This is a genomic window from Glycomyces algeriensis, assembly GCF_027622855.1.
GTDB lineage: Bacteria > Actinomycetota > Actinomycetes > Mycobacteriales > Micromonosporaceae > Glycomyces > Glycomyces algeriensis.
This window is the reverse complement of the sequence record NZ_JAPZVR010000022.1, coordinates 1-15,861: the sequence shown is the minus strand read 5'-3', so window position 1 is coordinate 15,861 and position 15,861 is coordinate 1. Positions and strand designations below refer to the sequence as shown.

The window sequence follows — 15,861 nt, the reverse complement described above, 5'->3', positions numbered from 1 at the left end:
GGCTATGATTGTCGCCGGTCCCAGGTTTTTCCTGCGGTACCGGTCTTGGTGGTCGTAGCTCAGCTGGTAGAGCACCTCGTTGTGGTCGAGGATGTCGCGGGTTCGAGCCCCGTCGATCACCCCAATGCAAAGAGCCTCGCGGCGATGCCGCGAGGCTCTTTGCTTTCGCGCGTTCAGCCCTGGTTCCGCTTGCGGCGCAGGCGCTCACGGCGCTTGCGCTCCTCGCTCGGGCGGATGATGGTCCGCTCGGCCACCGTGAGCACCGAGGCGACGACGGTCAGCGGGATGACGGCCCAGACCGGCCAGAAGTACTGGGTGCTGTCCGTCAGGAAGTACACGAACGCCCAGACGCCCGTGACGATCCCGATCGGGATCGAGACGCCCGCCCACAGCCACTTGATCCATTCGGGGGTGTGCAGCTTGTCAGGCACGTTCGCGTCGGCCTGGGCCTGCAGGACCCGCTGGTACGCCGGCAGGTCCGACAGGACGATCTCGGTCTCCCCGACGGTCTTCGCCGCCATGAGGATGTCGACGCGCTTCTCGTACTCCTCGAGGTCGATGTAGCCCTGGTCCACGGCGGAGCGCAGGATCTCGGTCAAGGAGGCGCGCTCGGCGTTGCCGACCCGCAGCTCGCGGTCGCCGCCGAAGCGTTCGAGGGAGGACATTCGTTGGGCTCCTAGGGGGCGGGGTGGGATCAGTGCCAGTCGTGGCCGCGGCGCTCGCGCCGGGGCCCGTCGTCTTCGTCGTCATCGCCCCAGCGGCCGCGGTTGACCAGCTGCACGAACGTGGCGATGGAGAGGCCCATGATCGGCCAGACCGGCCAGAAGTTGCCGTACTCCCCCGAGGAGACCGAGCCGGCCAGCCAGATCAGGGTGCAGATGCCGCCGACGAGGATCAGGGCCCTGAGCGCGGGCACGTCGTGGAACCAACTGCGGCCGCGGGGCGCGCGCTCGGCCCTGGCGGTCTCGGCGGCCGGACCGGCCGGGACGACCTCGCCCGCCTTCGGACGCCCGCCGGGGAGGTCCTCGAAGATGAGGTCGAGCTCGGCGTTCGTCTTGGCCTCGTAGGCGGTCTTGGCGCGCTCGTCGAACTCCACGAGGTCGATGCGGCCTTCGTCGAGAGCGGCCTGCAGCTGCGCGATCGCCAGGTCGCGGTCGGCGTTCGAGATGCGCAGCTTGCCGTGGTCTTCGGTCACGGTGCCAATTATGGCACCGGGGTCCTATTCCGCGCGAGCCGCGCTCGCGACGGCGTCGCCCAGCTGTTCGACCCCGCCGTCGGGGGCCGTGAGGACCCAGACGCCGTCCTCGCAGAGCGCGATGGTGTGCTCGACGTGCGCGGCGATCGAGCCGTCGTCGGTCACGATCGTCCAGCCGTCCGCCAGCTCAGCGGTCTCCTCCGAGCCGAGGGTGATCATCGGCTCGATCGCCAGGGCCATGCCCGGGCGCAGCTTCGGGCCCTCGCCGGGGCGGCCGTAGTTGAGGATGTGGGGGTCCTGGTGCATCTCCGTGCCGATGCCGTGCCCGCCGAAGCCGGCCACGATCCCGTACTCGCCGGAGTGGTCGACCGACTGCTCGATGGCGGCGGAGATCCCGCCGAGGCGCTTCGCGGTCGCCGCGGCCTTGATCCCGGCCCACATGGCGGCCTCGCAGGCCTCCCGCAGGGCCGTCAGCTCGGGGGCGACCTGGCCGATCTCGATGGTGATGGCCGCGTCCCCGTGCCAGCCGTCCACGATCGCGCCGACGTCGACCGACAGGAGGTCCCCGTCCTTGAGGACTGCGTCCTCGGAGGGGATCGCGTGGACGACCTGCTCGTTCACCGACGAGCAGATCGAGCCCGGGTAGGGCCCGTTGCCGATGTCGTAGCCCTTGAAGGAGGGCACGCCCCCGCAGTCGCGGATGACCTGCTCGGCGATGCGGTCGAGTTCCGCCGTCGTCACGCCCGGCCCGGCCGACTCGCGCATGGCCTGGTGCACTTCGGCCACGACGAGGCCGGCGGTCCGCATCTTGCGGATCTGCTCGGGCGTCTTGTACTGGATCTGCTGGCGACGGCGGAACACGGTGGCTATTCCGCGGCGCCGATGGCGTTCAGGGCGCGCTCGGTGACCTCGGCGACCTCGCCGATCGCGTCGATCCGCACGAGCTTGCCCTGGCCCTCGTAGTAGCCCACGAGCGGCGCGGTCTGCTCCGCGTAGACCTTGAGGCGGTTCTTGATCGTCTCGGGCTGGTCGTCGCTGCGCTGGTACAGGTCTTCGGAGTCGGGATCCGCGGGCGGGTCGAACTCCAGGTGGTAGACCTTGCCGGTCGACTTCGAGACGCGGCGCCCGGACAGGCGGCGCACGACCTCGTCGTCGCTCGCGACCAGCTCCAGGGCCAGGTCGAGGGTCGCACCCGCCGCTTCGAGGACCCGGTCGAGGACCTTGGCCTGCTCGGTGTTGCGGGGGTACCCGTCGAGCAGGAAGCCGCCCTTGGCGTCGTCCTCGGCCAGCCGGTCGGCCACCATATCGTTGGTGACCTCGTCGGGCACGAGGTTCCCGGCGTCCATGTACTCCTTGGCCTTCAGCCCCAGCGGCGTGCCGCCGGAGACGTTGGCGCGGAAGATGTCGCCGGTGGAGATCTTGGGGACGCCGAGCCGCTCGGCGATGATCTCCGCCTGGGTGCCCTTGCCGGCCCCGGGCGGGCCTACGAGAACCAGTCGCACAGTTGTTCCTCCCGTGTCAAGCCTATGAAGATGTTCCTGCGTCAGCGGAGGAAGCCTTCGTAGTGGCGCTGCATCAGCTGGGACTCGATCTGCTTGACCGACTCCAGGCCGACGCCCACCATGATCAGCACCGAGGTACCGCCGAACGCGAATGTCGCGAACAGCTGCTCGTTACCGAAGGCGATGATGGCCAGATTGGGAAGGATAGCGATGATGGCCAGATACAGCGAGCCCGGGAAGGTCAGGCGTGACAGGACTCGCTGCAAGTAGGTCGCGGTGGGCTTGCCCGGGCGCACGCCGGGGATGAACCCGCCGGCCTTCTTCATGTTCTCCGCGACGTCGTCCACCTTGAAGGTGATCGAGACGTAGAAGTAGGTGAAGAAGATGATCAGGAGGGCGTACAGCGAGATGTAGACCCACGAGCCCTGGTTGAGCAGGTACCGGTCGATGAACTGCACCCACGACGAGTCGCTGTTCTGGTTGAGCTGGCGGAACAGCGTCGGGATGTACAGCAGCGAGGAGCCGAAGATGACGGGCACGACGCCGGCCTGGTTGACCTTGAGCGGGATGTAGGTCGAGGTGCCGCCGTACATCCGGCGGCCGACCATCTTCTTGGCGTACTGCACCGGGATGCGGCGCTGCGACTGCTCGATGAAGATGACCGCCACCATGATCACGATGCACAGCCCGATGATCACGCTGAACATGAACCAGCCCTCGGACTTCTGCAGGGACCAGAACTGGCCCGGCATCTGCGCCGCGATGGACGCGAAGATCAGGAGGCTCATGCCGTTGCCGATGCCGCGCTCGGTGATCTGCTCGCCGAACCACATGATGATCGCGGTGCCCGCGACCATGACGGCCACGACGGCGATGATGGTCATCCAGTACGGGATGGCCGCGTCGGTCTGCGAGAGGTCCGGCAGGATGTCGTCCGGACACTGGGTCTGGAACAGCACGCCCGAGCGGGCCAGCGCGATGTAGCTGGCGGCCTGGAGCAGGGCGAGGCCCAGCGTCAGGTACCGGGTGTACTGGGTGATCTTGACCTGGCCGGGCTGGCCCTCCTTGCGGAGCTGCTCAAGCCTGGGGATGACCACCGTCAGCAGCTGCATGATGATCGACGCGGTGATGTACGGCATGACGCCGAGCGCGAAGACCGAGAGCTGGAGGAGCGCTCCACCGGTGAACAGGTTCAGGAGCCCGAAGACGCCGGCCTCGTCGGTCGGCCTCATGTTGAGGCAGGACTGCACTGCCGCGTAGTCCACACCGGGACTCGGCACCTGCGCACCCAGACGATACAGACCGATGATCATCAAGGTGAACAGGATCTTCTTGCGCAGATCGGGGGTCCGAAACGCGCTGATGAAGGCGGAGAGCAATGCGGTTCCTCCTGAACAAGACCCCCTGGCGGGGCCCATGGTGCTGCGGGGCAGCACCTTTAGTTACCAGTGGGCGTGTGTAGTTCGTAGCGAGAGCGTCACACGCCCGAGGCAGACGGTGGTCCTCGCCATGGGAGCCTAGCAGGCGCATTCGGACGCAGAGTATTCGGCATTCATCACGACGAAACGGGCCGGAGTTTCCTCCGACCCGTTCCGCAGATCTCTTGTTCTAACAGGGAAGACCTGACGATTACTCGCCCAGGGCCTCGCCGGTCTTCTTGTCCACCACGGTGGTCGAGCCACCGGCGGCCGCGATCTTGTTGACGGCGGAAGCCGAGAAGGCGTGGGCCTTCACGTCCAGCTTGACGCCTTCGAGCTCGCCGGAGCCGAGGACCTTGATGAGCTCCTTCTTGTTGAGGACGCCCACCTCGATCAGCTGCTCGGGGCCGACCTGGCCGCCCTCGGGGAAGAGCTCCGCGAGGCGGTCGAGGTTGACCACGGTGTAGACGAGCTTGTTGTGCGGCTTGAAGCCCTTGAGCTTCGGCAGGCGGATCTGGAGCGGCTGCTGGCCGCCCTCGAATCCGGCCGGCACGGTCTTGCGGGCCTTGGTGCCCTTGGTGCCGCGGCCGGCGGTCTTGCCCTTCGAGCCCTCACCGCGACCGACGCGGGTCTTGGCCTTCTTGGCGCCGGGGGCCGGCTGCAGGTCATGAATGCGAATAGCCATGACTACTCAACCTCCTCGACGTCGACCAGGTGGCGGACACGGTGGACCATGCCGCGGTACTGCGGGAGGTCCTCTTTGAAGACGGTCTGGCCGATCTTGCGAAGGCCGAGCGTCTGGATGGTCGCACGGGCCTTCGGCTTCTCGCCGATGACCGACTTGTGCTGGGTGATCTTCAAACGTGCCATGTCGATACCCCTACGCCTTCGCGGCCGCGGCGGCCTCGGCGCGGGCGCGCAGCAGACCCTGGGGAGCGATGTCCTCCAGCGCCATGCCGCGGCGGGCCGCGACGGCCTCCGGGGACTCGAGGGCCTTGAGCGCGGCAACCGTCGCGTGGACGATGTTGATCGCGTTCGAGGAGCCCAGGGACTTCGACAGGATGTCGTGAATGCCGGCGCATTCGAGCACGGCGCGCACGGGACCGCCCGCGATGACACCGGTACCCGAGGAGGCGGGCTTCAGGAGCACCTTGCCGGCCGCGTCTTCACCGAAGACCTCGTGCGGGATGGTGCCGCCGATGCGGGGGACCGTGAAGAAGTTCTTCTTGGCCTCTTCGACGCCCTTGGCGATGGCCGCGGGGACTTCCTTGGCCTTGCCGTAACCGACACCGACGTTGCCGTTGCCGTCGCCGACCACCACGAGGGCGGTGAAGGCGAACCGGCGGCCGCCCTTGACGACCTTGGCGACGCGGTTGATGGTGACTACGCGCTCGACGTGCGGGGACTTCTCGGCGCGGTCGCGACCGCGACCGCCGTCACGCCCACCGCGTCCTCCCCCGGCGCCACGCCCGCCGCCGCGGCGGTCGCCGCCACCGGCGGCGCCGTCACGGCTGCCGGCAGCCTGCTGTTGATCAGCCACGAGACTGATTCCTTTCGTTCGCTCAACGCCAGCCCGAGACCGGGCTGACTCGCATACTGTGCCCTTTGCGGGCCTTCGGCCCTGGGCGTCCGACTTCGAGAGCCGGAGACGCTGCGCCTAGGCGCAACCTCTCGATTATGCCTGGTCAGGGGTGCATCGGCGAACGGCGGGGTCGGGCTGAGGCCGGGGACACAGCAGCGGGCACGGCAGGACCGCCGCCGGCGCTGCGAAGTCCGTCGGCGGCGGTCCTTGTATATGCGGGGCGCCGGCTAGAGGCCGGTCACGTCCCACTGCTGGTTGGCCGCGCCGGTGCAGGTGCTCTGCACGATGGCGGCGTTGTTGGCGGTGGAGGCGGCCTGGAGGCAGAGCCCGGAGTGCTGGGCGACGATGGCGTAGTTGCCGTTCGCCGAGGCGCGCAGCGAGAAGCGCTGGTTGCCTCCGGCCCAGCAGCCCCACTGGCCGACGGGGGTGCCGTTCGCGGTGGCCTCGTCGAGCACGTCCCAGCACTTGCCGGTGGCGGTGTTGGTGATGGCGCCGACCTTGGAGCCGGGGTAGACCGGGTCGAAGGAGAACGCCTGGGGCGCGCCGTTCCAGCAGTCGTACTGGATGAGCCTGGTGCCGTCGGTGCCCGAGCCGCCGGGCACGTCGATGCAGCGGCCGGAGGCGGCGTTGACGAACTTGGTGCCGTACGGGTTGCCGTTCTCGCTGCCGACGACGCCTTGGACCGTCCCCGCGGCGGCGTCGATGTTGAGGGTCGAGTACCAGGTGAGGGTCATCGAGGTGTTGCTGGGGAAACTGATGGGCAGCCAGACGTACTCGCTGTCCATGGGTTTGCCGCCCCATTGCGGGCCCCAGCGGTCGCCCATGTAGAGGTAGCTGGTGCCGGCGGTGCCCTGCACGGTGGTGACGAAGGTCGGCTGGGAGCCGTAGGTGGTGGAGTTCCCGGCGTTGGTCCACCCGGACCAGGAGCCCTCGGGGAAGTTCGTGGTGGTCGCGTACTGGGTCTGGTTGGCGTTCCAGCCGGTCGCCCCGGAGGTCACCAGGAAGTAGACCCCGTTGCGCTGGAACACGGCCGGGGCCTCGCGGTGGTAGCCGTCGAAGACGTGGACGAGCTCGTCGATGGCGAGGTAGTCCGGGGTGAGGCGGTAGACGTTGAGGTCGTAGTTCACGTCGGCGGCGGAGATGAGGTAGCCGGTGCCGTCGGTGTCGACGAAGAGGGTCATGTCGCGGGAGTCGTAGCCGGCGGGCCGGAAGGAGCCCTGGTAGTCGTAGTCGCCGTCGACGGTGTCCGAGACGGCAACGGCCACTTCGGCATCGCCGTAGTCGACGCCGTTCTCCTTGTGGGCCCAGAGGACGTACTTGTCGGTGGCGGCGTTGTAGACGACCTTGGGCCGCTCGATGTTGGCCGGGGAGAGGTCGGGATCGGACTCGGCGCTGAGGATGTCGTTCTCGAACGTCCAGTTCACGAGGTCGGTGGAGGAGTACATGCTGACCTGGTCGAAGAGGTAGTCGTTGCGCTGCTCGCCGACCAGGTAGTAGGTGCTGCCGACCTTGAGCATGCCGCCGCCGTGGGCGTGCATGAGGTTGCCGGCGGTGTCGGTGATGGTCTGGCCGTTGTCGAAAACAGCACTGGCGAATGCCACGGGCGCGGCCGCGGCGGGGGCCGCGAGGCCGATGGCCACGGTTGAGAGGGTTGCCGCGAGGCCGGTCGCGGCGGCGAGGGCGCCCAGCCGCTTGCTTGCTGACATCGTCGTCTCCTTCACGAGCACCCCCGAGGGCGGGGGCGCGATCGAATCATTTCGATATTTCCACAGATTCGCGCCCTTGTAAAGACCCTTCGTATAACCGGCATAAGAACAAAGAGTTTCACATTTTCCCGGAACTCGATAAAGTTACTCCGCCGTCATCCCCCGAACGAGTGGCTCTTTCTGTCGGCAATTCGACTCGCCTCCCACCACATTGTTACCGCGAGTTGCCCGATTCAATCGGAAACGCACGACCTGGGATGAATTCCCTACCGCGCAAAAAGGACATTTGTCGGCCGGCGATGACTGAACGTAACAGAGACGTAAGCCTCCGGGGCCCCATTACCAGCCGAATCTCCGCTAGCGTGGTCAGTGCAACCCGTTCCGTGACAGCAAGATCCGCAGGCGTCGGCGCCCCCGCGGCCCCTTCCCAGAGCAATGCGAAAACCCATATTCCACACGCACGGCCTTTTCCATTGAGGATGAGTCGATGCGCCTATCCGCCGTGCCCAATGGAGGCCAATCAAATGCATCGGCACCGGCCGCCGATAAAGCGGCTCGCCCGATTCTCAATCGTCGGAGCCACCTGTTTCGCGATACAGGCGGGGATCCTCCTCGCCCTCCGCGAGGCCGGTGTACCGGACACGGCCGCGAACGCGGCCGGGTTCCTCGCCTCGGCGCAGCTCAACTTCCTGCTGAGCTCCGCCTTCACCTGGGCCGACCGCCGCCTCCCCGAACCGGGGGCGCGGTCCGTCACGGCGCGCTGGGCCTCGTTCCAGGTCACCGTCGCGATCAGCCTGGCCTGCAACACCGCCGTGTTCGCGCTCGTCTCGCGCTTCGCGCCGCCGGTGGCGGCCGCGGCCGTGGCCGTGTGCGCCGGGGCCCTCCTCACCTACCTCGCCAGCGACCACCTCGTCTTCCGCCGCCGCAAGGCGACCCATACCGACCACTTTGGAGCTTCCCTTGACGATCATCGCCGACCAGCCGCAGCACTCCCCGGTCCGAACGGCGGCCCCGCCGCCGACTGACGGCGTCGCCGTGGTCATGCCCGCCTTCCGCGAGGAGGCGAACGTCGCCGCCACGGTTCAGGACTTCCTGTCCACCCTGGTGCGCGAAGGCATCCCCCACGCCGTCATCGTCGTCGACGACGGCAGCGACGACCGCACCGGAGCGATCATCGACCGGCTCGCCGAGGCCCACCCGGCCCGCGTCATCGCCGTCCACCACGAACGCAACCAGGGCTACGGCGCCGCCGTGCGCACCGGCCTCGAGACCGCCTTGCGCCGCACCGGGTTCCGCGAGATCCTGCTGACCGACGCCGACTGCCAGTTCCACGCCGACGACCTGGTGCGCCTGCGCGAGTTCAAGAAAGAGGAGCGCGCCGACGCGGTCATCGGGTACCGCCGCCGGCGCGCCGACCCGTGGCGCCGCCGCCTCAACGCCAAAGTCTGGACCCTGCTGTGCAAGACGCTGCTGCAGGTCCCCGGCCGCGACGTCGACTGCGCCTACAAGCTCATCGACCGCTCGCTCCTGCAGGACCTCCGGCTCAGCGGCGAAGCCGCCGCGATCTCCCCCGAACTCCTGTGCCGCATCAGCGGCGACGGCGCCCGCATCGTCGAGCACCCCGTCGAGCACTACCCGCGCGAGCACGGCGAGCAGACCGGCGCGAACCTCTCCGTCGTCGCCAGATCCCTCATCAGCCTCGCGGTCGTCTACGGCCACATGGTCCGCGACGCCCGCCGCCTCGGCTGGGTCCGGCGCCTCGCCTCCCCCAGGGACCCCGGCGCGGCCCTCGTCGCCCTCGCCGCCTGCATCGCCGCGGTCGCCGCCTACCTCTACTTCGCCGACCACGGGTACCTCCTGGCGTACAAGGACGCCAACTCGCACCTGCTCATCGCCCGCCGCGTCGTCGACAGCCCCACGGCCGGGCTGGCCCAGCTCGGCGGCGTCTGGCTCCCGCTCCCGCACCTGCTCTCAGCGCCGCTCGCGGTCTGGGAAGGGCTGTACCTCAACGGGTTCGCCGGGGCGTTCGTCTCCATGGTGTCCTACGTGGTCGCCGTGAAGTTCCTGTTCACCCACGCCCGGTCGCTCTCGGGCCACTGGGCCGGCGGCCTCACCGCCGCCGGGCTCTTCGCGCTCAACCCGAACGTGCTGTACCTCCAGGCCACGGCCATGACCGAGCTGCTGCTGTTCGCGTGCGCGATCGTCGCCCTCCACTACCTGCACGAATGGTGCACCGAAGGCCGCCTGCGGGACCTCTCGCTCGCGTCCGGCGCCGTCCTCGCCGCGACCCTCACCCGCTACGAGGGCTGGATCCTCTGCCTCGTCGCCGGCGCGATCGTCGCCTTCGTCTCGCTGCGCCGCCACCGGCGGTACTCCCACACCGAAGGCTCGGTCGTCGTCTTCGGGTTCGTCGCCGGCGCCGGGATCATCGGCTGGCTGGCCTGGAATCTCGCCATCTTCGGCGACCCCCTGAACTGGAAGTCCGGCGAGTACGGCGACTCCTCCCTGTGGGTCTCCGCAGGCGAGGCCAACGTCGGCTCGCTGCCCACCGCCGCCGAGTCGTACGGCCTCGCGTCCCTTCACAACCTCGGCATCGCCACAGCGGCCATGGGCGTCGCCGGACTCATTCTCTACGCGGTCCAGAAGCGGCTCCGGTCGAAAACACTCGTGCCCTACGCCATGCTCGTGTTCGCGCCGTTCTTCGTCTGGGCGCTCTACACCGGCGAACGGCCCCTCCACGTCAAGGAGGTCATGGGCGCGCTCTACAACGTGCGCTTCGGGCTCATCATGCTCATCCCCGCCGCCGTCTTCGCCGGATTCCTCATCGGCACCCTCGCCAAGCGCCTCCCCGGGCGGCGCCTCGCCGCCGGGACCCTCGCGGCGGCCGCCGTCGCGGGCGCCACGGTCGCCGTCGACGGCGCGGTCACCCTCGACGAGGCCGTCGAGTACCGCGCCAGCGGGTGGGAGGTCGACAACGCCGCCGTCTCCGAGTGGCTGCGCGACCACCACGACGGCGGCACCACCCTCATGATGTCCTTCGAGAACGAGTCCGTGACCTTCGAGTCCCAGGTGCCCACCGGCTCCCTCGTCTACGAAGGCTCCTACCTGATCTGGGAGACCTCGCTCGCCGACCCGCACGCGGCGGGCGTGGAATGGATCTACATGCGCGCCACCCCCGGCAGCGAGGACGACGTCTGGGAGGCCCTCTGGGGCACCGAGGTCCTCGACGACCACTACGAGCTCGTCTACGACCGGGGCGACCGCCTCGTCTACCGCGCCGAAGACGGAGGTGCGGAGTGAACCCGGACGCCCCGCCCCCCGGCCTCAGCGCGCAGAGCCTCCTCTCCCCCGGCCAGGCCGCCCTCGGGATCGGCGTCGTCGGCTTCATCGCCGCCGCCATCGCCCTCGACCTGCTCACCGGCTTCGGGCCCAGCCCGCTCCAGTGGGCCCAGGGCGGCATGTTCGCCCTCATCGTCCTGTACCTCGCCGTGATCGGCTTCAAGCTCGCGATGGTCCTCGGCTCCGGCCGCTCCACCGCCATGCGCTTCGAACCCGGTGCGCTGCAGACGTTCCCGGACACAGAGCTCCCCCGGTACACGGTCCTCGTGCCGCTGTACCGCGAGGCCGCCGTCGTCCCCGGGCTCGTCCGCCGCCTCTCCGCCCTCGACTACCCCGCCGACAAGCTCGAGATCCTGCTGCTCGTCGAAGCCGACGACGGCGAGACCCGCACCGCGCTCGCCGCGCAGGGACTCGGCCCGGCCTTCAAGACCGTCGTCGTCCCCGACACGCTGCCGAAGACGAAGCCCAAGGCCTGCAACGTGGGCCTGGCCCGCGCCACCGGCGAGCTCTGCGTCATCTTCGACGCCGAGGACCGGCCCGACACCGACCAGCTGCGCAAGGCCGCGCTGGCGTTCCGGGTGCTGCCCGACCGGGTGGTGTGCGTGCAGGCCGAGCTCCAGTACTGGAACCCCTGGACGAACTGGCTGACCCGGTGCTTCTCCGCCGAGTACGCCACGAACTTCAGCCTGACCCTGCACGGCATGGACCGCCACCGGCTCGCGATCCCCTTGGGCGGCACGTCGAACCACTTCCGCATCGACGCGCTGCGCGACCTCGGCGGGTGGGACCCGTACAACGTCACTGAGGACGCCGACCTCGGCATCCGCATCGCCCGGCGCGGCTGGGACGTGCGGATGTTCGTCTCGGTCACCGAGGAGGAGGCCAACTCGCGTCTGGGCAACTGGATCCGCCAGCGCAGCCGCTGGATCAAGGGGTACATGCAGACCTGGCTGGTGCACTCGCGGGAGCCGGTGAAGCTGTGGCGGGAGCTGGGGACCCGCAAGACCCTGGCGATCCACCTGACGCTCGGATTCTCGACGGTGACGACGCTGATCAACCCGCTGATGTGGGCGCTGACCTTGTCGTACTTCGTGTTCGGACCGCAGTGGATGGAGCCGCTGTTTCCACCGGTCGTCCTTTATGGAGGCATGTTCGCGATGATCGCGGGCAACGCGCTCATGTGCTACGCGCTGATGCTCGGCTGCCTCAAGCGGGGGCTCTACGCGGCGGTGCGGGCGATGCTCACGGTGCCCCTGTACTGGGGGCTGATGAGCGTGGCGGCGTACAAGGCACTCGGGCAGCTGCTGCAGCCCAGCAAGCGCCATTTCTGGGAGCTCACGGAACACGGGCTCGACACGTCGGACGAGGTGGAAGAGGAGGTCGTTCGTGCTCGGTGAACGCTTGGGCCGCTTGGCGGTCGGAGCGCTGGTGGGAGCCGCGCTTTTGGTGGTGCCGGAGGTCGCGCGGGCCGCGCCCCCGGTGGAGTTCGAGAGGCTGCTCGTGGTGGGCGGGCTGGAGGAGCCGACCGCGTTCCGGTTCACGCCGGACGGGGACGTGCTGATCGCGGAGAAGAACGGGGCGATCGAGCTCGTGCACGACGGTGCGCTGCACGAGCATCCGCTGATCGAGCTGGCCACGGCCGGCTCTGACGAGCGGGGGCTCCTGGGCCTGGAGTTGGACCCGGACTTCGCGTCGAACGGGTACGTGTACGTGGGGTACACGGCGGCGGACAACCTGGACCGGTTGAGCCGCTTCACGATGACCGGGCACGAGATCGACCCGGGCTCGGAGCTGGTGCTGCTGCAGTCGCAGCAGGACGCGAACGTGTTCCACCACTCCGGGAGCGTCAAGTTCGGTCCGGACGGGAAGCTGTACTGGACACTCGGGATGAACACGAACAACCAGAACCCGCCGAACCTGGGCAACGTGCACGGCAAGATGCACCGGATCAACGCTGACGGCTCGATCCCGCCGGACAACCCGTTCGCGGACACGCCGGGGGCTGAGCCCTCGGTGTGGGCGTACGGGCTGCGGAACTCGTTCCGGTGGGACTTCGTCCCCAGTGGACCGAACGCGGGGAGCATGCTGGCCGGTGACGTGGGCGGCTCCGAGTGGGAGGAGCTCAACCTCATCGAGCGCGGCGCGAACTACGGGTGGCCGCACGTCGAGGGGGTGTGCGCGGACTGCCCGTACGCGCAGCCGGTGTACGCCTACCCGCACACCGAGCCGCCCGCCAGCGCGGGCTCGATCTCGGCTGTGGAGGTGTACGAGGGCGGGCTGCTCGGCGAGGAGTACGAGCAGGCGGTGTTCTTCGCGGACTACACGCTCGGGTTCGTGAAGTACCTGGTCATGGACGAGGCGTTCGAGTCCGTGGTGTCGGTGCACGACTTCGACACCGAGGCGGGGACGCCCGTGGAGCTGCAGACCGGCCCGGACGGTGCGCTCTACCAGCTGAACATCTACCCCGGTGAGCTGTACCGGATCGCGCCCTCGGGCGGAAACCGGACCCCGGTCGCGGAGGCGGCGGCGACGCCGGACAACGGTTACGCGCCTTTGGCAGTGGCGTTCTCTTCGGCGGGCTCCTCGGATGCGGACGGGGATCCGCTCGAGTACTCGTGGGACTTCGGGGACGGGGAGGCCTCGACCGAGGCGAACCCCGCGCACACCTACGTCGCGGACGGGGTCTACCAGGCCGTCCTGACAGTCTCGGACGGCGAGAAGTCGGCGCAGTCCACGGTGGAGATACAGGTGGGGAACACGCGGCCCGAGGCGGTGGTGCTGACGCCCGAAGCGGGTCTGACGTACGACGGCGGTGACACCGTCGCCTTCACCGGGTCGGCGGTCGACCCGGAGGACGGCGCGCTCGGTGCCGCCTCCCTGTCGTGGACCGTGCAGTTCCACCACGCCGACCATGTGCACCCGTTCTACGGCCCGGCCGAGGGTGCTTCGGGCCAGATCGAGATCCCGACCGCGCCGCACGGCGGGGACAACACGTTCTACCGGATCACGTTGACCGCCACCGATGCCGGCGGTCTCACGGACACCGCCTTCGTCGACGTGCACCCGAACACCGTCGAGGTCGCGATCGGCACGGACCCGCCGGGGCTGGAGTTCACGCTCGACGGGCGGCCTTTGACGACGGCGACGAAGCGGATGGTGGTGGGCACCGAGTACGTGCTCGGCGCGGAGTCGACGCAGTACGCGGACGGCTCGCGGTTCCACTTCGCGGGCTGGTCCACGGGCGCCGAGCAGCAGCACGTGTTCACCGTGCCCGCCGAGGACACGGCAGTGACGGCGCAGTTCGAGGAGCTGCCGTACCCGCCCGCACCGTGGGAGGCCACGGACGTGGGCGAGCGGACCCAGTTGGGGCTCAGCAGCTTCGACGACGGCGAGTTCACGGTGACCGGCGCGGGCTGGGACATCTGGGGTGAGACCGACGAGTTCCACTTCACGCACCGGCCGCTCACCGGGGACGGGTCGATCACGGCCCGGCTGACATCCCAGGGGAACACGAACCCGTGGGCGAAGGCCGGCGTCATGATCAAGGAGTCCACCGATGAGGGCGCCACGTACGCGGCGATCGCGGTGACCCCGGAGCACGGCGCGCACTTCCAGGCGGACTTCGGCACCGACGGCGGCGGCTTCGCCTACACCGAGGGCGCGGCGTGGCTGCGGCTGACGCGGGCCGGGGACGAGTTCACCGCGGAGCTCTCACCTGACGGCTCGGCGTGGACGGTGATCGGCTCGGCCACCGTGCCGATGTCGACGAGCGCGCAGGTCGGCCTGTTCGCGACCGCGCACGACAACACGCAGTTCTCCACGGCGGTCTTCGACTCGGTCGAGGTCGCGGCGGCGGACCCGGGGCTGACATGCGAGGACGTGGGCGAGCCCGCGATCGCGGGGGCGGCGTCGTTCGACCCCGAAGGCACGCTGTCGATGACCGGCGCGGGGGACGACATCTGGGGGGATGCGGACCAGTTCCACTACTGCCACAAGGCGCTCGCGGGCGACGGCGAGATCGTCGCCAGAGTCGCGTCCCTGGAGGACACGAACGACTGGGCCAAGGCCGGCGTGATGATGAAGACCGCGCCCGAGGAGGGCGCGGACTATGCGGCGGCCATGGCGACCGCCGCGGAGGGCGTGCACTTCCAGACCGGTTTCGACCGCGATGTGAACGGCCCGGTCGCCGACGCGCCGGTATGGCTGCGCCTCGTTCGGGAGGGGGCGACCGTCACGGCCTACCACTCCGCGGACGGCCTGGCCTGGGAGCCGTTCGCCAGCGCCGCGCTGGAGGGCCCGGCGACTGTGGGCCTCTTCGTGACCTCCCATGACGGGAGCGAGGCGAGCACGGCGGTGTTCGACTCGATCGCGTTCCGGGACAACGCGCCAGCGGTGCCGGAGCCGTGGTCGTGCGCCGACGTTGGCGACCCGAGCATGCCGGGCGACGCCGTGTACGACGGCGGGACCTGGACCGTGGTGGGCGCGGGCGACGACATCTGGGGCGATGCCGACCAGTTCCACTACTGCCACCAAACGCTCGCGGCCGACGGCCAGATCACCGCGCGGGTGATCTCGCAGGAGGACACGAACGACTGGGCGAAAGCCGGGGTGATGATCAAATCCAGCACCACCGCCGGGTCCGACTACGCCGCGCTTATGGTAACGCCCGAGAACGGCGTGCACCTGCAATCGGCCTTCGACACCGACGTCGACGGACCAGACACAGGCGCACCGATGTGGCTGCGGCTCACCAGAACCGGTGACACGGTCACGGCCGAGTACTCGGCCGACGGCGAGGCCTGGACCTTGCTGGGAACCGCCCCCATCGCCGGAGAAGCCACGGTGGGCCTCTTCGTGACCTCCCACGACGGCTCTGACCCAGGAACGGCGGTGTTCGACTCGGTCACCGTCACCTAGACCGGCACCGGTGGCTCCACTAGATGGTTGATTCCTAGGGGTCGATTGGGGTCGGGTCGGGCCCCTCGCGGTTGACATGAAAGCGAGGGAGTCCAGACTCGTTGTGTGGCAACAAGTTTGAATAACCTGGACTCCCTCGCTACCGCACTCTACGTGACGGTCGACGACCTGATCAAGGAACACCCGCACCTGGCGCCCTGGA

At 68.8% G+C, this 15,861-nt stretch carries 13 protein-coding genes and 1 tRNA gene; 5 read left to right on the top strand and 9 right to left on the bottom strand.

The genetic code is table 11. The features are described 5' to 3' along the window. Positions 1-48 precede the first annotated feature (48 nt). Positions 49-124, top strand: a tRNA-His gene (locus tag O2L52_RS23460). 49 nt (positions 125-173) lie between these two features. Here O2L52_RS23460 and O2L52_RS23455 read toward each other — a convergent pair. The 9 genes from O2L52_RS23455 to O2L52_RS23415 form a co-directional block, all read right to left on the bottom strand. Then, positions 174-665: a DUF1707 SHOCT-like domain-containing protein gene (locus O2L52_RS23455; RefSeq protein ID WP_270118549.1), complete on the bottom strand. Its 492-nt coding sequence runs from the start codon at positions 663-665 to the stop codon at positions 174-176. Between the two features lie 29 nt (positions 666-694). After that, positions 695-1,195 carry a DUF1707 SHOCT-like domain-containing protein gene (locus O2L52_RS23450; protein WP_270118548.1) on the bottom strand — a complete coding sequence of 167 codons (501 nt, stop codon included), beginning with the start codon at positions 1,193-1,195 and terminating at the stop codon, positions 695-697. 24 nt (positions 1,196-1,219) lie between these two features. Continuing rightward, positions 1,220-2,056, bottom strand: coding sequence for a type I methionyl aminopeptidase (gene map, locus O2L52_RS23445; protein ID WP_270118546.1), 837 nt, complete (start codon positions 2,054-2,056; stop codon positions 1,220-1,222). A 5-nt stretch (positions 2,057-2,061) separates the two neighbouring features. Next, positions 2,062-2,697: an adenylate kinase gene (locus O2L52_RS23440; RefSeq protein ID WP_270118545.1), complete on the bottom strand. Its 636-nt coding sequence runs from the start codon at positions 2,695-2,697 to the stop codon at positions 2,062-2,064. Between the two features lie 41 nt (positions 2,698-2,738). Then, positions 2,739-4,076, bottom strand: a complete 1,338-nt coding sequence (gene secY, locus O2L52_RS23435) for a preprotein translocase subunit SecY (protein WP_270118544.1) — start codon at positions 4,074-4,076, stop codon at positions 2,739-2,741. Between the two features lie 250 nt (positions 4,077-4,326). Continuing rightward, a complete protein-coding gene (gene rplO, locus O2L52_RS23430; protein ID WP_205328638.1) occupies positions 4,327-4,800 on the bottom strand; it encodes a 50S ribosomal protein L15 in 474 nt (157 codons plus the stop codon). 2 nt (positions 4,801-4,802) lie between these two features. Then, entirely contained in the window at positions 4,803-4,985 is a 183-nt protein-coding gene (gene rpmD / locus O2L52_RS23425) for a 50S ribosomal protein L30 (protein ID WP_270118543.1), read from the bottom strand. Positions 4,986-4,995: 10 nt separating this feature from the next. After that, a complete protein-coding gene (gene rpsE / locus O2L52_RS23420; RefSeq protein WP_309299866.1) occupies positions 4,996-5,655 on the bottom strand; it encodes a 30S ribosomal protein S5 in 660 nt (219 codons plus the stop codon). Positions 5,656-5,924: 269 nt separating this feature from the next. Next, on the bottom strand, positions 5,925-7,403 hold the full coding sequence (locus O2L52_RS23415) for an RICIN domain-containing protein (RefSeq protein WP_270118542.1): 1,479 nt from the start codon (positions 7,401-7,403) through the stop codon (positions 5,925-5,927). Positions 7,404-7,927: 524 nt separating this feature from the next. On the opposite strand from O2L52_RS23415, the gene O2L52_RS23410 reads away from it, so the two are divergent. The 4 genes from O2L52_RS23410 to O2L52_RS23395 are packed head-to-tail and all read left to right on the top strand — an operon-like array spanning position 7,928 to position 15,659. Further along, on the top strand, positions 7,928-8,428 hold the full coding sequence (locus tag O2L52_RS23410) for a GtrA family protein (protein WP_270118541.1): 501 nt from the start codon (positions 7,928-7,930) through the stop codon (positions 8,426-8,428). After that, entirely contained in the window at positions 8,364-10,703 is a 2,340-nt protein-coding gene (locus O2L52_RS23405; RefSeq protein WP_270118539.1) for a glycosyltransferase, read from the top strand. The genes O2L52_RS23410 and O2L52_RS23405 overlap by 65 nt, the downstream gene beginning before the upstream one ends. Beyond that, positions 10,700-12,139 carry a glycosyltransferase family 2 protein gene (locus O2L52_RS23400; protein WP_270118538.1) on the top strand — a complete coding sequence of 480 codons (1,440 nt, stop codon included), beginning with the start codon at positions 10,700-10,702 and terminating at the stop codon, positions 12,137-12,139. The genes O2L52_RS23405 and O2L52_RS23400 overlap by 4 nt, the downstream gene beginning before the upstream one ends. Beyond that, positions 12,129-15,659, top strand: coding sequence for a PQQ-dependent sugar dehydrogenase (locus O2L52_RS23395; protein WP_270118536.1), 3,531 nt, complete (start codon positions 12,129-12,131; stop codon positions 15,657-15,659). The genes O2L52_RS23400 and O2L52_RS23395 overlap by 11 nt, the downstream gene beginning before the upstream one ends. Positions 15,660-15,861 lie beyond the last annotated feature (202 nt).